Origin of the sequence: Thermocaproicibacter melissae (assembly GCF_024498295.1) — a bacterium.
GTDB lineage: Bacteria > Bacillota > Clostridia > Oscillospirales > Acutalibacteraceae > Thermocaproicibacter > Thermocaproicibacter melissae.
Window position 1 is genome coordinate 44,969 of record NZ_CP101827.1, and the last position, 15,219, is coordinate 60,187.

The 15,219-nt window shown below is 48.2% G+C and carries 11 protein-coding genes; 9 read left to right on the forward strand and 2 right to left on the reverse strand.

Features of this window, described 5'->3' with window-relative positions; translation table 11 throughout:
* Positions 1-20 precede the first annotated feature (20 nt).
* Entirely contained in the window at positions 21-2,105 is a 2,085-nt protein-coding gene (locus NOG13_RS00225; protein WP_283110319.1) for a glycoside hydrolase family 36 protein, read from the forward strand.
* A gap of 57 nt (positions 2,106-2,162) precedes the next feature.
* Here NOG13_RS00225 and NOG13_RS00230 read toward each other — a convergent pair whose 3' ends face one another.
* Positions 2,163-4,232: a GH25 family lysozyme gene (locus NOG13_RS00230; protein ID WP_283110320.1), complete on the reverse strand. Its 2,070-nt coding sequence runs from the start codon at positions 4,230-4,232 to the stop codon at positions 2,163-2,165.
* Positions 4,233-4,535: 303 nt separating this feature from the next.
* Between NOG13_RS00230 and sigK the strand changes: the two genes are divergently transcribed.
* The 5 genes from sigK to wecB all read left to right on the forward strand — a co-directional run bounded on the left by sigK (position 4,536) and on the right by wecB (position 10,221).
* Positions 4,536-5,222 carry an RNA polymerase sporulation sigma factor SigK gene (gene sigK, locus NOG13_RS00235; protein WP_283110321.1) on the forward strand — a complete coding sequence of 229 codons (687 nt, stop codon included), beginning with the start codon at positions 4,536-4,538 and terminating at the stop codon, positions 5,220-5,222.
* Positions 5,223-5,535: 313 nt separating this feature from the next.
* Positions 5,536-6,729: a glycosyltransferase family 4 protein gene (locus tag NOG13_RS00240; RefSeq protein ID WP_283110322.1), complete on the forward strand. Its 1,194-nt coding sequence runs from the start codon at positions 5,536-5,538 to the stop codon at positions 6,727-6,729.
* A 61-nt stretch (positions 6,730-6,790) separates the two neighbouring features.
* Positions 6,791-7,831 (forward strand): nucleoside-diphosphate sugar epimerase/dehydratase, encoded by a 1,041-nt coding sequence (locus NOG13_RS00245; protein WP_283110323.1) that lies wholly within the window; start codon positions 6,791-6,793, stop codon positions 7,829-7,831.
* Position 7,832: 1 nt separating this feature from the next.
* Positions 7,833-9,026: a capsular polysaccharide biosynthesis protein CapF gene (locus NOG13_RS00250; RefSeq protein ID WP_283110324.1), complete on the forward strand. Its 1,194-nt coding sequence runs from the start codon at positions 7,833-7,835 to the stop codon at positions 9,024-9,026.
* 16 nt (positions 9,027-9,042) lie between these two features.
* Positions 9,043-10,221, forward strand: a complete 1,179-nt coding sequence (gene wecB, locus NOG13_RS00255) for a non-hydrolyzing UDP-N-acetylglucosamine 2-epimerase (protein WP_283110325.1) — start codon at positions 9,043-9,045, stop codon at positions 10,219-10,221.
* 240 nt (positions 10,222-10,461) lie between these two features.
* Here wecB and NOG13_RS00260 read toward each other — a convergent pair whose 3' ends face one another.
* A complete protein-coding gene (locus NOG13_RS00260) occupies positions 10,462-11,910 on the reverse strand; it encodes an MFS transporter (RefSeq protein ID WP_283110326.1) in 1,449 nt (482 codons plus the stop codon).
* A gap of 395 nt (positions 11,911-12,305) precedes the next feature.
* Between NOG13_RS00260 and NOG13_RS00265 the strand changes: the two genes are divergently transcribed.
* From NOG13_RS00265 to NOG13_RS00275, 3 genes are all read left to right on the forward strand, one after another.
* On the forward strand, positions 12,306-13,301 hold the full coding sequence (locus tag NOG13_RS00265; protein ID WP_283110327.1) for an inorganic phosphate transporter: 996 nt from the start codon (positions 12,306-12,308) through the stop codon (positions 13,299-13,301).
* 157 nt (positions 13,302-13,458) lie between these two features.
* The gene (dinB, locus tag NOG13_RS00270) at positions 13,459-14,682 is read left to right on the forward strand and encodes a DNA polymerase IV (RefSeq protein WP_283110328.1); all 1,224 of its coding nucleotides are present in this window, start codon (positions 13,459-13,461) and stop codon (positions 14,680-14,682) included.
* A 69-nt stretch (positions 14,683-14,751) separates the two neighbouring features.
* Positions 14,752-15,171: a PPC domain-containing DNA-binding protein gene (locus tag NOG13_RS00275; RefSeq protein ID WP_283110329.1), complete on the forward strand. Its 420-nt coding sequence runs from the start codon at positions 14,752-14,754 to the stop codon at positions 15,169-15,171.
* Positions 15,172-15,219: the final 48 nt, after the last annotated feature.

Genomic DNA, 15,219 nt, shown 5'->3' on the forward strand with positions numbered 1-15,219 from the left:
AAAACGAAAGGGACGTTTTCATGGATCAAGAATTGCTCAGCGAATTTCTGTTCGGCGACATGAAGGTTCTTTACTTTCTGGACGAAGATCGCCACGCCGGATTCCAGTGTGTCCCGGCAGGCATGGAAAAAGATATTGTAAAGAAGTGTGCTCTGGAACCGCTGGTGGAACTGTATTTCACGGGGGATCAGCCGAGTGACGGATTTACCGCCGGCCACACCATGCGGGGCAGCAGCACCGTGCGCGATTTCAAGTATCGGAAGCAGTCTGTGCAAGAGGGCGCTGGTTTTACCGATGTCATCACCGAGCTGGAAGACAGCAAGCAGCGCAGGATTGTTCATACACTGCGCTACAGCCACGGCACACAGGCTTTTGCGGTGAGTGCGAAGGTCATGAACGCATCGTCTGAGGATGTGCAAATCGAAATGATTTCCAGCTTGAACCTCGGCGGACTGAGCCCGTTTGACCGCTCCAGTACGGAAGAAGAACTGATTTTGCACCGGATGAGAAGCTTCTGGAGCGCAGAAGGGCGTGTTCTCTCGCAAGATGTAGACGACCTTGGGCTGGAACCTTCCTGGGCCTGTTACGGAACGCGCATAGAAAAATTCGGCCAGATTGGTTCCATGCCGGTCCGCAGCTGGTTTCCGTTTGCGGCTGTTGAAGACCGTAAAGCCGGCGTGACGTTCGCATTTCAGCTTGCCTGCCCGTCTTCCTGGCAGTTTGAAATCACCCGTCGTGACCAAGGCCTGAGCGTCACCTGTGGTTTGGGCGACTATGTGTTTGCACACTGGCGCAAACGCCTTGCGCCGGACGATTCGTTTGAAACCCCGCCTGCATACTTTACGGTCGGAAAAGGCGGTCTCGATGAAGTCTCCCAGCGTCTGCTCACCATTCCTCAGCAGGAATATGAGCAGAGGCACCCACAGGAAAGTCTCCCGGTCGTTTTCAACGAATTCTGCACCTCTTGGGGAAAACCGACCGAAAGCAGCGTTGAAAAAATCGCGTACAAACTCCAAGGCCACGACATCGACTATTTCGTCATCGACGCGGGCTGGTACGCAGGCGAAACGGGCTGGAGCGACAACGGCGGCGACTGGGTAGTCGGCAAAAAAATCTTCCCGTCTGGGATGCAGAAAACCGTGCAGACAATCCGTGACGCGGGAATGGTTCCCGGCATCTGGTTTGAGCTAGAGGACTGTGCCCCGCAGTCTGAATTATATCAGCACGGCACATTTCTGCTGAAGCGCGACGGTATGACGCTCGGTGGCAGTCGTCGCTTTCTGGATATGCAGAATCCCGAAGCACGGGAATATCTCCGCACGAAGGTCATCCGTTTTCTAAAAGAAACCGGTTTCCGCTATCTGAAAATCGACTATAATGACACCATCGGCGTCGGCTGTGACGGTGAAGAATCCCTCGGCGAAAATCTGCGGAAGAATATGATGGCATCGGAAGACTTCTTTCAGGAAATTCGTCGCTCCGTTCCGGGTATCGTCATGGAAAACTGCTCTTCCGGCGGGCATCGGCTGGAACCATCTCTGATGAGGCTATTTGACATGGCTTCGTTCTCTGACGCGCATGAATGTAAGGAGATTCCGATTATCGCAGCAAACCTGCACCGTCTGGTCCTTCCGGCACAGCTGCAAATCTGGGCGGTTCTCCGGAAAACAGACACGCTCGACCGCATCGTTTATTCCATGACAGCCGCGATGCTTGGTGTTTTATGTCTTTCGGGTGATGTGCTGGATTTGAGCGAAGCGCAATGGAAAGCGGTTGATGAGGGAATCGCTTTCTACCGCTCTGCTGCACCGATTATCCGCAGCGGAACAACGAAGTTCTACGGAACACGGATGAAAAAATACCGAGCGCCGGAAGGCTGGCAGGCAATTGTGCGGACACAGCGCGGCGGGAAAAGGACACTGGTCATCGTCCATTCCTTCGCCGGCGAATTGCCTGAGACTCTTTCCATTCCAGTGCCGGAGTATTCCAAACTGAAAAAGATATACTCTGCCGGTGGAATTCAGGCATTCGTTGCGGATTCAAAGCTAAACCTCAGTCATCTGCGCAATTTCAACGGAGCTGCATTCCTCTTGGAAAATGAATAGGCTAAAGCAAAAGTCTGCGCTTTTCCGCTTTTGGAAAAACGCAGGCTTACATTTTTATTATTTGTCTATGATAATGTCACGGTCAACATTCCCCGAAATCCCAGAAATCTGTGGTAAGCCGGCCCCGTTGCTGTATTGCCACATAGCAAAGGAATAATCGGGTAAAGTATCCCTGTAATTGGCAAGCCAGAGTTTGTTGTTCGTAAACAAGTTTGAATCTAAAACATTTCGTATGAAGTTCGGGTTTGAATAGATTCCGGTCTGGCCTGAATATCCTTTGCTTTTCAAAGTGTCCATAACGATTTTGATGTCCTTGTTGACCTGTGCTTTATTTGCACATGGATCAAATGCAGGCTTTGTGATTTTGCCTGAATTATCCTTAATGACTTTCGGCCACCAAGTATTGTTCTCCACATCAAGATACACACCAAGCGGCGGATGGTCCCCGTTCAGCAACCGAAGAATATGCCTTGCCTCACTTGCGGCTTCGGTTTCATTCATCGCATAAGAAAACAAATAGACTCCGTAAGGGATGCCGAGACGTTTACATTCCGAAATGTTGCGCATAGCGTAAGCATCGTCTTGATCGGATTCATCACTGCCCCACCCGATTCGGATCATGGCAAACTCGACTCCGTCGTTTTTGACTTTCGCCCAGTCGATTTGCCCCTGATAGCTGGATACATCAATGCCAAATCGTGAAGAAAGGACTCCGCTGGAAGAGAAATAATAAGCTTTTCCATTAATTATTTTTAGGCCCGTACAGTAAAGGCCGTTCTGGTAATAATATTTTTTCCCGTTAATAACACACCAGCCGTTACAATTATGTGTCGGAGTGGCTCCTTCTCGGCCCTCTTTTTTCCCATGGAAAATGTAGTGCAGATAATATTGCACATAATTATCTCCGTACCATTTCTGTAAATCAGGATAATTGGAGCGATATACTGTCACATTGAACTCAGAGGAGGCCTGGCGTCCTTCTGACATGCCGTGGTTTACAAAGTGCGTCAGCATAGCCACGTCATCGTCTTTGTAGTATTTTGCAAGGTCCGGGTTATGATCGAGATAATATTGATAATCGTAAACTGAGGAATAGTTGACGCCGTTCAGCGTCGTGATGGCACCAACCATCTTCGTTGTACCGGTCGCAACGCGTTTTTCTTTTTGGCCGTGATTTATATAGTGCAAAAAATACAGTTTCCAATTCTTTCCGTACCAGCGGCGTAAATCCGGATATCGCAGATAATAGGAGTGAACGTCAAACGATGCCGAAGCCCTCCGGCCTTCCGACATGCCGTGGTCTACAAAGTGCGTCAGCAAAGCCACATCATCGTCTTTGTAATATTTTACAAGGTCCGGATTATGGTCGAGATAATATTGATAATCATAGACTGCGGAATAGTCAACACCATTTAGTATAGTGATGGTACCCACTAACTTCGTTGTACCGGTCGCGACACGTTTTTCTTTTTTGCCGTGATTCATATAATGCAAAAAATACAGTTTCCAATTCTTTCCGTACCAGCGGCGTAAATCTGGGTACCGCAGATAATAGGAGTGAACGTCAAACGATGCCGAAGCCCTCCGGCCTTCCGACATGCCGTGGTCTACAAAGTGCGTCAGCAAAGCCACATCATCGTTTTTGTAGTATTTTGCAAGGTCCGGGTTATGATAGAGATAATATTGATAATCATAGACTGCGGAATAGTCCACGCCGTTCAACACAGTGATGGCGCCAACCAACTTTGTTGTACCGGTCGCGATGCGTTTTTCTTTTATGCCGTGATTCATATAGTGCAAAAAATACAATTTCCAATTCTTTCCGTACCAGCGGCGTAAATCCGGATATCGCAGATAATAGGAGTGAACGTCAAACGATGCCGAAGCCCTCCGGCCTTCCGACATGCCGTGTTGAACAAAATGCTGTAGGGTCTTTGCCACATCTCCGTGAAATGCTTTCGCCACATCGGGATTGTGCGCTATGTAATACTGATAGTTATAAACAGGAGAATAATCGATTCCACCATATACTGTGGTACTTGCGGAGGAAGTCTTTTCTGGAAACAGTAAGAGAGAAAAAAATAAGAGACTGATGATTAGAAAAACATAGCTATATTTTTTTTTCATTCTTTGGTAGGCCCCCCTATGTATTTGGATACCATCTTCCTTTAGGAAGCGAAAAGCATACTAAATATGTAATCGACATAAAATAACAAATTTTTATATACTTTTATAGATTAAATTTTTAAAATTCACTCAACATATTGTCCTGCTGGTGAAACCGCAATCAAAAAATGAAAGCGCGGAGCAGACACTCTGTTCCGCGCTTTTCATATCCAAATGTTTCGAGTCAACAGAAGGGACTTGCAACAGTCTTTTTTCATGCGCATATACTAATGATACTATCCAACCCCGAAAGGAGAAAAACTTATGCTGTGTGCCGCAATCGGTGCAGCTCTTTCCGGGCTGATCTTTTTTGTGCTTCATGTCACAGGTTCCGGTTCTTTTCCGAGACCTCTCACTGCAGCGGAAGAAAAAGATTGTTTGGAGCGAATGAAGCACGGGGACGAATCCGCGAAGGCGGAATTGATTGAACACAACCTGCGTCTTGTGGCTCACATCATCAAAAAATATTATTCCAACTCGGCCGATCAAGACGACCTTATCTCCATCGGAACCATCGGGCTGATTAAAGCCGTCAACACGTTTGACAGTTCAAAGGGAATCCGTCTTTCCAGCTATGCGGCAAGGTGTATTGCCAATGAAGTCCTCATGTATTTCCGCTCCACACGGAAGAGCGCACAGGACATCTCCATCAATGAGCCGATTGACACCGACAAAGACGGCAATGCTCTTACCCTTATGGACATTATGTCTTCCGACGATGATATTCTCGAGCATCTTGACTATAAAATCAAATCCGAGCAACTGCGCCGATACATAACGGACACCTTATCTCCACGCGAGCAGCGGATTATCCGCCTGCGCTACGGGCTTGATGACCGCGAACCGCTGACGCAACGTGAAGTGGCGCAAGAACTCGGCATCTCACGTTCGTATGTTTCACGCATCGAAAAAAAAGCATTGATGACCCTTTACCGAAAATTCAACAAATAGAAAATATTCTTTCATAATTTTCGCTTAAAATAGCAGCATGTGGAAGAAGTCGCGACAATTTAGTTCCATTGCAAAAAGATTGACTTGATGTTACAAAAATAGTATTATTAAGTCTTGCAAGCTTGGCAAATCTTTAAGATACAGTGTGCATATTATGATTCTTTAACCGCCGTTGGTACCCCATTTGGGATAAGTATCAGCGCGGTTAATATTTGTTTAATAAATGGATAAAACCGCTGGATGATTCACTATCTCAAAAGTATGTGCTTTTTTTGAAAATTTTTTGAAATTTTGGGATATTGGAGAAATGTTTATGAAGATCCTCGTCGTATGCCAGCATTATAAGCCGGAACCCTTTCGGATTGCGGATCTTTGCGAATCGCTTGTAAAAGATGGACATGAAGTCACTGTGGTAACTGGGGTTCCCAATTACCCAGAAGGAAAGATTTATGCCGGATATGAAAAAAAACAAAATCGAAACGAAACTCTGAACGGTGTCAAAATCCATCGCTGCTTCACAATTCCGAGAAAAAGCGGTGTATTTTTTCGTGTACTGAACTATTACAGTTTTTCTCTTTCATCGCAGCACTATTTATCCCGGTTTGAAGAAGATTTTGACGTGGTTTTCGTGTACCAGCTGTCACCAGTCATGATGGCCAGCGGCGCTTTGAAATATGCCAAAAAACACAGAAAAAAAGTTGTCTTGTATTGTCTTGATTTGTGGCCGGAGAGTCTGATTGCCGGTGGTATACGAAAAAACTCATTGATTTATAAAATTTTTCTACACAAATCCCGTCGGATTTATTCGCGCGCCGATACCCTTTTAATGGCTTCGCAGAGTTTTGAATCTTATTTTAGGGAAACATTAAAAATTTCAGATCACAATTTACAATATTTGCCTCAGTATGCCGAAAATGTATTCGACAAAATCCCAATGCACAGCACTCATGAGCCTCCTTATAATTTCTTGTTTGCGGGAAATATTGGCGGAATGCAGTCTGTGGAGACCATTGTAGAAGCAGCGCGTATGCTGTCATCCAACGAGAAAATCAAAATACATGTTGTCGGCAGCGGTTCTGAATACTCGCGCTGCAAAGCGTTGGCAGAAGGGCTTCCAAATATCACTTTCTACGGCAGACAGGATATTGAAAAAATGCCTTCCTTCTATACCATGGCGGATGCCGGGCTTGTAACCATGAAAGCAGATCCCGTAATTTCTCTTACGATTCCCGGTAAAGTGCAGTCTTACATGGCGGCGGGTCTGCCTGTGATTGGTGCCATTGACGGGGAAACCGTCACGGTTGTTAACAAAGCGAATTGTGGCATTTGCGTGCCTTCCGGTGACGCCGCGGGGCTGGCAGATACGATGCGCCGTTTAGCGGATAACCCAGAGTCTCTGGTAGAGTATGGGCGCAATGCTCGTCTTTATTACCAAAAGACGTTTCGCAAACAGATATTCATGGAACACTTGTTAAAAGTATTAACCGCTTGCGCAAATTCTGAGTGAAACAGACATGATCTCAGTTAAGTGTTATCATGAGCTGCAATTATAAAGGAGAAATAAAATAATGTTTGAAGGAAAAACGTTAATGATTACGGGTGGCACAGGCAGTTTCGGCCACGCGGTGCTGCGTAGATTTTTGAATACCGACATTGGTGAAATCCGCATTTTCTCCCGTGATGAGAAAAAACAGGATGATATGCGGCATGAACTGCAGTCGAAATATCAGCAGGCTTACGAGAAGGTTAAGTTCTTTATCGGCGATGTTCGTGACCTGGCGTCTGTGAAAAACGCAATGTACGGTGTGGATTATATTTTCCACGCTGCGGCTTTGAAACAGGTCCCTTCCTGTGAGTTCTTCCCGCTGGAAGCCGTAAAAACGAATGTGATTGGCACGGATAACGTGCTGTCAGCGGCGATTGACGCTGGCGTTAAGGCCGTAATTTGCCTCTCCACCGACAAAGCAGCTTACCCGGTTAATGCCATGGGTACCTCCAAAGCTATGATGGAAAAAGTCATCGTAAGCAAAAGCAGAACCGTTTCACCGGATAAGACAAAAATTTGCTGCACCCGCTACGGTAATGTACTTTGCTCAAGAGGCAGTGTGGTTCCACTTTGGATTGAACAAATAAAACACGGAAATCCCATCACTATCACCGAACCAAGCATGACACGCTTTATCATGACGCTCGACGAGGCAGTAGACTTGGTTCTATTTGCCTTTGAACATGGCGAAAGCGGCGATATTCTCGTACAGAAGGCACCCGCCTGCACCATCGGTGTTCTTGCACAGGCAGTCAAGGAATTGTTCCATGTGGATTCCGAAACCCGCATAATCGGAATCCGCCACGGCGAAAAAATGTACGAAACATTGCTGACGAGCGAAGAATGTGTCCATGCTATCGATATGGGGAATTTCTTCCGTGTTCCCTGCGATAAGCGCGATTTAAATTATGACAAATACTTTACGCAAGGAACCCCAAAACAATGCACATTAAAGAGGTTCGACTCAAATAATACGGTGATACTGGATGTGGAACAGGTAAAGCAAAAGCTCCTTACGATTAAGTACATTCAAGATGAATTGGCTGCATGGGAGGCCAGATGACATGAAAATTCTGATCACCGGTGCCGGTGGATTTATCGGGCGAAATCTGTTGTCTGCTCTCAATGAGATTAAGTTGGGACATGATCAGCGCGAGGATCACGCAATTTGTGATCCGTCGGAATTAACGCTGTATGCCTATGATATCAATAATGACCTGAATGAACTGAATCAGTGTTGTGCTGATTGTGATTTTGTATTTAATCTGGCTGGTGTCAACCGTCCAAAAGATAACAGTGAGTTCATGAAGGGGAATTTCGGGTTCGCAAACACACTACTCGAAATGTTGAAAGCACACGGCAATACTTGTCCTGTGATGTTTGCAAGTTCTATTCAGGCTTCTTTGAAAGGCCGGTATGCGGGCAGCGAATACGGAAAAAGTAAAAAGGCAGGAGAGGAGCTGTTTTTTGAATACAGCCGCCAGACCGGTGCTCCAGTATTCGTTTATCGGTTCCCCAACGTATTTGGTAAGTGGTGCCGTCCCAACTACAATTCGGCTATTGCTACCTTCTGTTACAACATAGCTAACGACCTTCCCATCCATGTAAACGACCCTTCCGTTGAGATGGATGTCGTTTACATTGATGATATTATAGAAGAGATGATCCGCGCACTTCAGGGCAAAGCAAACCGCCAGCCGGACGGGTACTGCGTTGTTCCCGTACATTACCATACAACATTAGGTTTTATTGCTGATACCATCCGTTCTTTCCCAAAACTGAGAGAAACGCTGGGCGTACCGCAGCTAGACGATGAGCTGACGAGAAAACTGTACGCCACGTATCTAAGCTATCTTCCACCTTCCAAATTCATTTATGATTTGAAGATGCATTGTGATTCGCGAGGCAGCTTTACGGAAATTCTTCGCACTGCCGATCGGGGGCAATTTTCCGTCAATATCTCACGCCCAGGTATTACAAAAGGCAACCACTGGCATCACTCGAAAAACGAAAAATTCGTCGTCGTTCATGGTGAGGCATTGATTCAGTTGCGCCGGATCGGTCGCCAGCAAGACGGCAGTCCGTATCCCGTTGAGCAGTTCCGCGTCTCCGGAGACCATTTGCAGGTGGTTGAAATGATTCCGGGCTATACACACAACATCGTCAATCTGTCGCAAAGCGAAGATCTCGTTACCCTTATATGGGCCGATGAGCCATTTGACGCCAGCAAACCTGATACCTTTTTCCAAGAAGTTTAATGGGAGCTAATAAAAAATGAAATTAGATTATTCTGATGTGAAGTTTGCGCAGGATGGCCGTCTGAAGCTTTTGATTATCGTGGGAACACGACCGGAAATCATCCGTCTGTCTGCCGTCATCAACAAATGCCGCACTTATTTCGACTGCATTCTGGCACATACTGGGCAAAATTATGACTATAATCTGAATGGAATCTTTTTCCGCGATCTGCGCCTCAAGGATCCGGAAGTCTATATGGACGCAGTAGGCGACGATCTAGGCTCCACGATAGGCAACATTATTAATTGCAGTTACAAACTCATGGCACAAACGAAGCCGGACGCGCTCCTTATCCTCGGTGATACAAACAGCTGTTTGTCGGCAATTGCCGCCAAGCGTCTCCATATTCCGATCTTCCACATGGAAGCAGGCAATCGCTGCAAGGATGAGTGCCTGCCGGAGGAAACGAATCGCCGCATTGTTGATATCATCTCCGACGTCAACTTGGCCTACTCAGAACATGCGCGCCGCTATCTGGCGGAATGTGGCCTTCCGCGTGAGCGCACTTACGTAACCGGCTCCCCCATGGCGGAAGTTTTGCACCAAAACTTGAAACAGATTGAGAACTCCGATGTGCTTCAACGCTTGGGACTGAAAAAAGGCTCCTATATATTGCTTTCCGCACACCGGGAGGAGAATATTGACACAGAAAAGAACTTTCTGTCTTTGTTCAATGCCATCAACAAACTGGCAGAGAAATACGATATGCCAATTCTCTATTCCTGCCATCCTCGTTCCAAAAAGCGTCTGCAGGCCAGTGGTTTTCAGCTGGACAAGCGTGTGATTCAGCATGAACCTCTTGGTTTCCATGATTATAACTGCTTGCAGATGAATGCTTTCGCCGTTGTTTCGGACAGCGGCACATTGCCGGAAGAAAGCAGTTTCTTTACCTCCGTCGGTCATCCCTTCCCCGCTATATGTATCCGAACCAGCACAGAACGCCCTGAAGCGCTAGACAAGGGCTGTTTCGTTCTGGCGGGCATTGACGAAAATTCTTTGCTTCAGGCTGTGGATATCGCCGTGAAAATGAACCAAAGAGGCGATTTTGGAATTCCTGTCCCCGATTATGTTGAGGAGAATGTCTCCACAAAAGTGGTTAAGATTATCCAAAGCTATACCGGAATCGTCAATAAGATGGTATGGAGAAAATATTAATAGGAAGCCGGTCGAGAATATCTCGACAACGTATTCATACCGCATGTTATCGGGCGCTAGAAGCGCCCGTTTTTCTTTTTCACACGCTTTCGCGAATTCTCGCCGCGGGTCTACTTTTCATAGCGAAGAAGGAGCTGTTCCGATTCCTTTGGAATTTGCGTCGAAGAAGGGATGCGGTTGGTTCATTGCTGAAAGTCGCGCGCCGTCTCACGCAAAGGGGCAAAACAAGGGATCCAAGAGTTACCCGTTCTGCTGCTTTTTCTTGCGGAAACGGATCATTCGGATGCCTGTAATGACTGCGCCCACAAAGCAAATGCAAGCAGCCGTAATGTATGCCAGGCGCATTCCGTAGAAAAACGCGTCGTTACGCCCTTCCACATAGCCGGTTACGCGGTGTCCGATTTTTGCGCTCATGCCGCTGTAAAGGATGCTTGTGGAAACCGCGATGCCGACCACCATGCCGAGGTTGCGCACCAAAGCATTTACACTTCCGCCCACGCCGAGCTTTTCTTTCGGGACCATCGACATCACGAGGGAATTGTTCGGCGACTGAAACAAACCGTTGCCAACCGACATGGTGCCGATGAACAGAATGAGCACCCAAGGCGCAGGATTTTCACGGAGCCATGACATCAGGAACAGGCCGAGACTCGTGAGCACAAGGCCTACCAGCGTAAGTGTTTCTGGCCCGAATTTGTCGGAAAGATACCCGCTCAGCGGCGCGACGAGCGCCAGAATCAGCGGATAAATCGTCATGTAAAGGCTTGCCTGACCCGGGCTCATGGCAAGGGCATTCTGCAAATAGAACGGCAGAATGATATTGGAGCAAGAAAGCGCCACGAACGATGTAAAGGCGCAGAAAATGCTGATGGAAAACCAGACATTACGAAAAATGTCGAAATCGAGGACCGGCTGTTCACAGCGACGCTCGGCGATATAGAACGCGGCGCCTGAAACGGCGGCGAGCAAAAAGCATATCAGAATCATCGGGCTGTCATATCCTACTGTCTGCCCGTACTCCAGTGCGATGAACAGCGGCACCATGCAGAGCGTGAAAAAAAGAAAACCCTTCAGGTCAAGGTGTTCCTCGCTGCGGGTATCCTCTGGTCCGGAGAACTGAAGGTTTGCGAGAAACGCCGCAATGCCGATGGGAACATTGATCCAGAACAGATACTCCCAGCTTGCAGCCGTCATGATGAACCCGCCGAGTGCCGGCCCGGCAAGGAGGCCGAGCGCCACAAATGCGCCGTTGATGCCGAGCGCACGGCCGCGCTCCTCCTGCGGAAAAGTGCGTGTAATGATGCCTTGGCTGTTTGCCATGGTCGCGCCCGCGCCCACTGCCTGAACACAGCGGGCCGCGAGAAGAAACGTGAAGTTATGGGAAAAACCGCAAAGCAAAGAGCCAGCGGTAAAAACCACAAGTCCAAATCGGAAAATTTTGCCCTGGCCGCGAATATCTCCCAAACGGCCGAACAGGAGCACGCAGACGGTAATTGTAATAAGGTAAGCACTCACAACCCAGGCGATTGCGCCGGTTCCTACCCCGAGTTCTTTTGCCATCTCCGGAAGCGCAACATTCACAATGCTGCTGTCAAGTGTCGACATAAAAGTCGCAACTGCGGTAATCAGTAGAACAATCCACCTGCTTGAAGCTGTTTTTGCTGTTTTTCTTTCTGATGATTTTGCCACAAAAAATTTCCTTTCCCAATCATTCCTGCTTATTTTTCAGAGGCTTTTTTTAGCCTTCCTCAAACCCAACCGAATCATTCCGGCGGATGAATTCCCGGCAATTTTGCTGGGTTAACCTAACTGCGGCGTAAGCGCAGAGTATTTTCATTTTAACTCAAAAATGCTTTCAAATGCAATCTGTTTTCTACATAGACGTAAACTAATATTTCCGACCGCTACATTGACAGTCAACGAAAAAAACAATATACTTTAAACTCGGTTGATGGCAAAAAAGTTACTTTTTCATAAAAGTTTTTCCATAGAAATAAAGGGAATTTTATCAGAATCGGTTTCACGAAAATATCTTAATGATATTTTTCAAAGGCGCTGGGCGCGGAAAGGATCGTATTCCAAACATGTCAACTGTAATGCTGGTACTCGTAGTTCTTCTCTCTGTAGCGTTTGACTTCATCAACGGTTTCCACGATACCGCAAACTCTATTGCTACTTCGGTTTCAACGCGTGTTCTTACCCCGCGCACAGCCACAATGATGTCTGCCGGTTTAAACTTCGTCGGCGCACTTGTGAGTGCCAAAGTTGCGGAAACCATCGCTTCCGGCATCGTCAACGAAGTCCTTCCTTCTTATGTCATTGCCGCCGCACTCTGCGGAGCTATTGTTTGGAACCTGTTCACTTGGTATATTGCCCTTCCAAGCAGCTCATCCCACGCACTCATCGGCAGCCTTGTCGGCGCCGCAGTTGTGCAGACATGGAGCCTGAAAACCATTAACTGGATCAATATTTTGGACAAGGTTATCATCCCGCTCTTTACCTCACCGCTCATTGGTATTGTCATCGGTTTCCTTTTCATGAAGCTGCTTTATTTCTTCCTCCGCAACGCCAAGCAGGAGAATGTAAAGCATTGGTTTTCCAAGCTGCAAATTGCATCCGCTGCGCTGATGGCTTACTCCCACGGCAGCAACGATGCTCAGAAAACAATGGGCATCATCACCATGGCTCTCGTGAGCGGTGGTGTCATCTCTGCCGACACCGGCGTTCCGCTCTGGGTCAAAATTGTCTGTGCCACAGCTATGGCACTCGGAACTTCCATGGGCGGATGGCGCATCATCAAAACCGTCGGCATGAACATGATTAAGCTGCAGCCGGTGGAAGGCTTCGCTGCCGAAACCTCCGCGGCGGCTGTCATTCAGGTTATGACGGCAATCGGCGCACCGGTGAGCACCACACACGTTATCTCCTCGTCCATCATGGGCGTCGGCTCCGCAAAACGTCTTTCGGCCGTCAACTGGTCTACCGCAAAGAGCATCGTAACCGCTTGGTTCGTTACTTTCCCGGTCACCATTCTTCTCGGCATGGGATTCACCTTCCTTTTCAGGTTGTTCCCTGTTTGATTTTTGATTGAAGCTATTTGCCCGAACCTTGTGACACATAGGTTCGGCGTTTTTTATGCCTGCATGAAACTTCCGTCTTGTGCGGAAGTTTTTTCATTCAAATTTCCGCACAGAAGCGTTATAATGAAGATAATCCATGAGCGGAGGATGAATCTGCATGGACAGAACCATTCTGCACTGCGATTGCAATTCTTTTTTTGCCTCTGTGGAATGTCTGCTCCAGCCGGAGCTTGCAAAGGTGCCCATGGCTGTCTGCGGCGACCCGGAACGCCGCCACGGCATCATCCTTGCTAAAAACGAGCTTGCCAAAAAATACGGCGTACAAACCGCCGAAACAATTTGGCAGGCAAAGCGCAAATGCCCCGAGCTGGTTCTTACCGGAACGCATTTTTCGGAATACCGGAAATACTCGCAGCAAATCAACGAAATCTACCGGCGGTACACCGACCTTGTGGAACCGTTCAGCATTGACGAAAGCTGGCTTGACGTAACCGGCAGCCGCATGCTGTTCGGCGACGGCAAGACAATTGCCGACACTCTTCGGGATGTCGTTCGCCGGGAAACCGGCTTGACAATCTCCGTCGGCGTTTCGTTTAACAAGATTTTCGCGAAACTGGGAAGCGACTATAAAAAGCCGGACGCCACAACGGTCATCAGCCGGGAAAACTACCGGGAGATTGTTTTCCCACTCCCCGTGAATTCGCTGATGTTCTGCGGAAGGCGAATGACGCAAGCGCTCGCCTCAATGGGAATCCACACCATTGGCGAGTTAGCTGGAACCGACCGCGACGTGCTCGAAAAAAAGTTCGGCAAGGCCGGTGCCATGCTTTACAACTACGCAAACGGACTGGACGACGAACCGGTGCATGACTACCGCGACGTGCGCGAAGTAAAAAGCGTAGGCAACAGCGTGACCTTCCGCCGCGACATTTCCGGCGAAGAGGATATCCGTCGCGGTCTGCGCGCCATTTGCGAAAGCGTTGCGGAGCGCCTGCGCAGGAAAAAGCTGAAATGCTGGGTTGTGCAGGTTGGAATTAAAAATCCGGATCTGAAGACAATCTCACGGCAGAAGACCCTGAGCGTCCCCACCCACCTTGCCACAGAGCTGACCGAGGCGGCAATGGAACTGGTTCGTTCCTGCTGGAACATGAATGCACCCATCCGCATGCTCGCTGTTTCGGGCACAAATCTCGTGCCGGACGACGCATCCGGTGAACAGCTTTGCCTGTTCTCGCCGGACGATACCTACGCACGGGAACGTCAGGAACAATTGGAGTCCGCGCTTGACAGCATCCGTGAGAAATTCGGAAGCAGTTCCGTAACGACCGGTTCCCTGATGCACGACGACCTCGGCCTTTCCGACCTTCACAGCAAAGATTAGCGGTTCTTCCTCTGCAATTTTACGGAACCGGAAATCCGGTAAATTGTATCGAAAAGGAGCAAGTATAAAATGGAATACAGAAAATTCGGAGACACTGTTGCACTCCGCGTTGACCGCGGCGAAGAAATCTTAGCCTGCATCAATTCGGTTTGCGAAAAAGAACACATCACGCTCGGAAGCATTTCCGGCATCGGCGCCGTTGACCATGCGGTGGTAGGACTGTACCGTGTTTCGGAGCAGAAATATTACTCCAACACCTTCGACGGTGAAATGGAATTGACCTCCCTGCTTGGGGATGTAACCCAGAAGGACGGAGAGGTTTACCTCCACCTGCATGCAGCCTTTGCAAACCAAGACGGCCAAGTTTTCGGCGGCCACCTGAACGAGGCTGTCGTCAGCGGGACGGGCGAAATCTTTATTCATACAATTCCTGCGGTAATCGGGCGCAAAATCGACTCGGCAACCGGCCTGAACGTATTTGCTTTTTAAGTTGCTATGAAGCAAAAGCGGCGGCAGAGATCACTCTGCCGCCGCTTT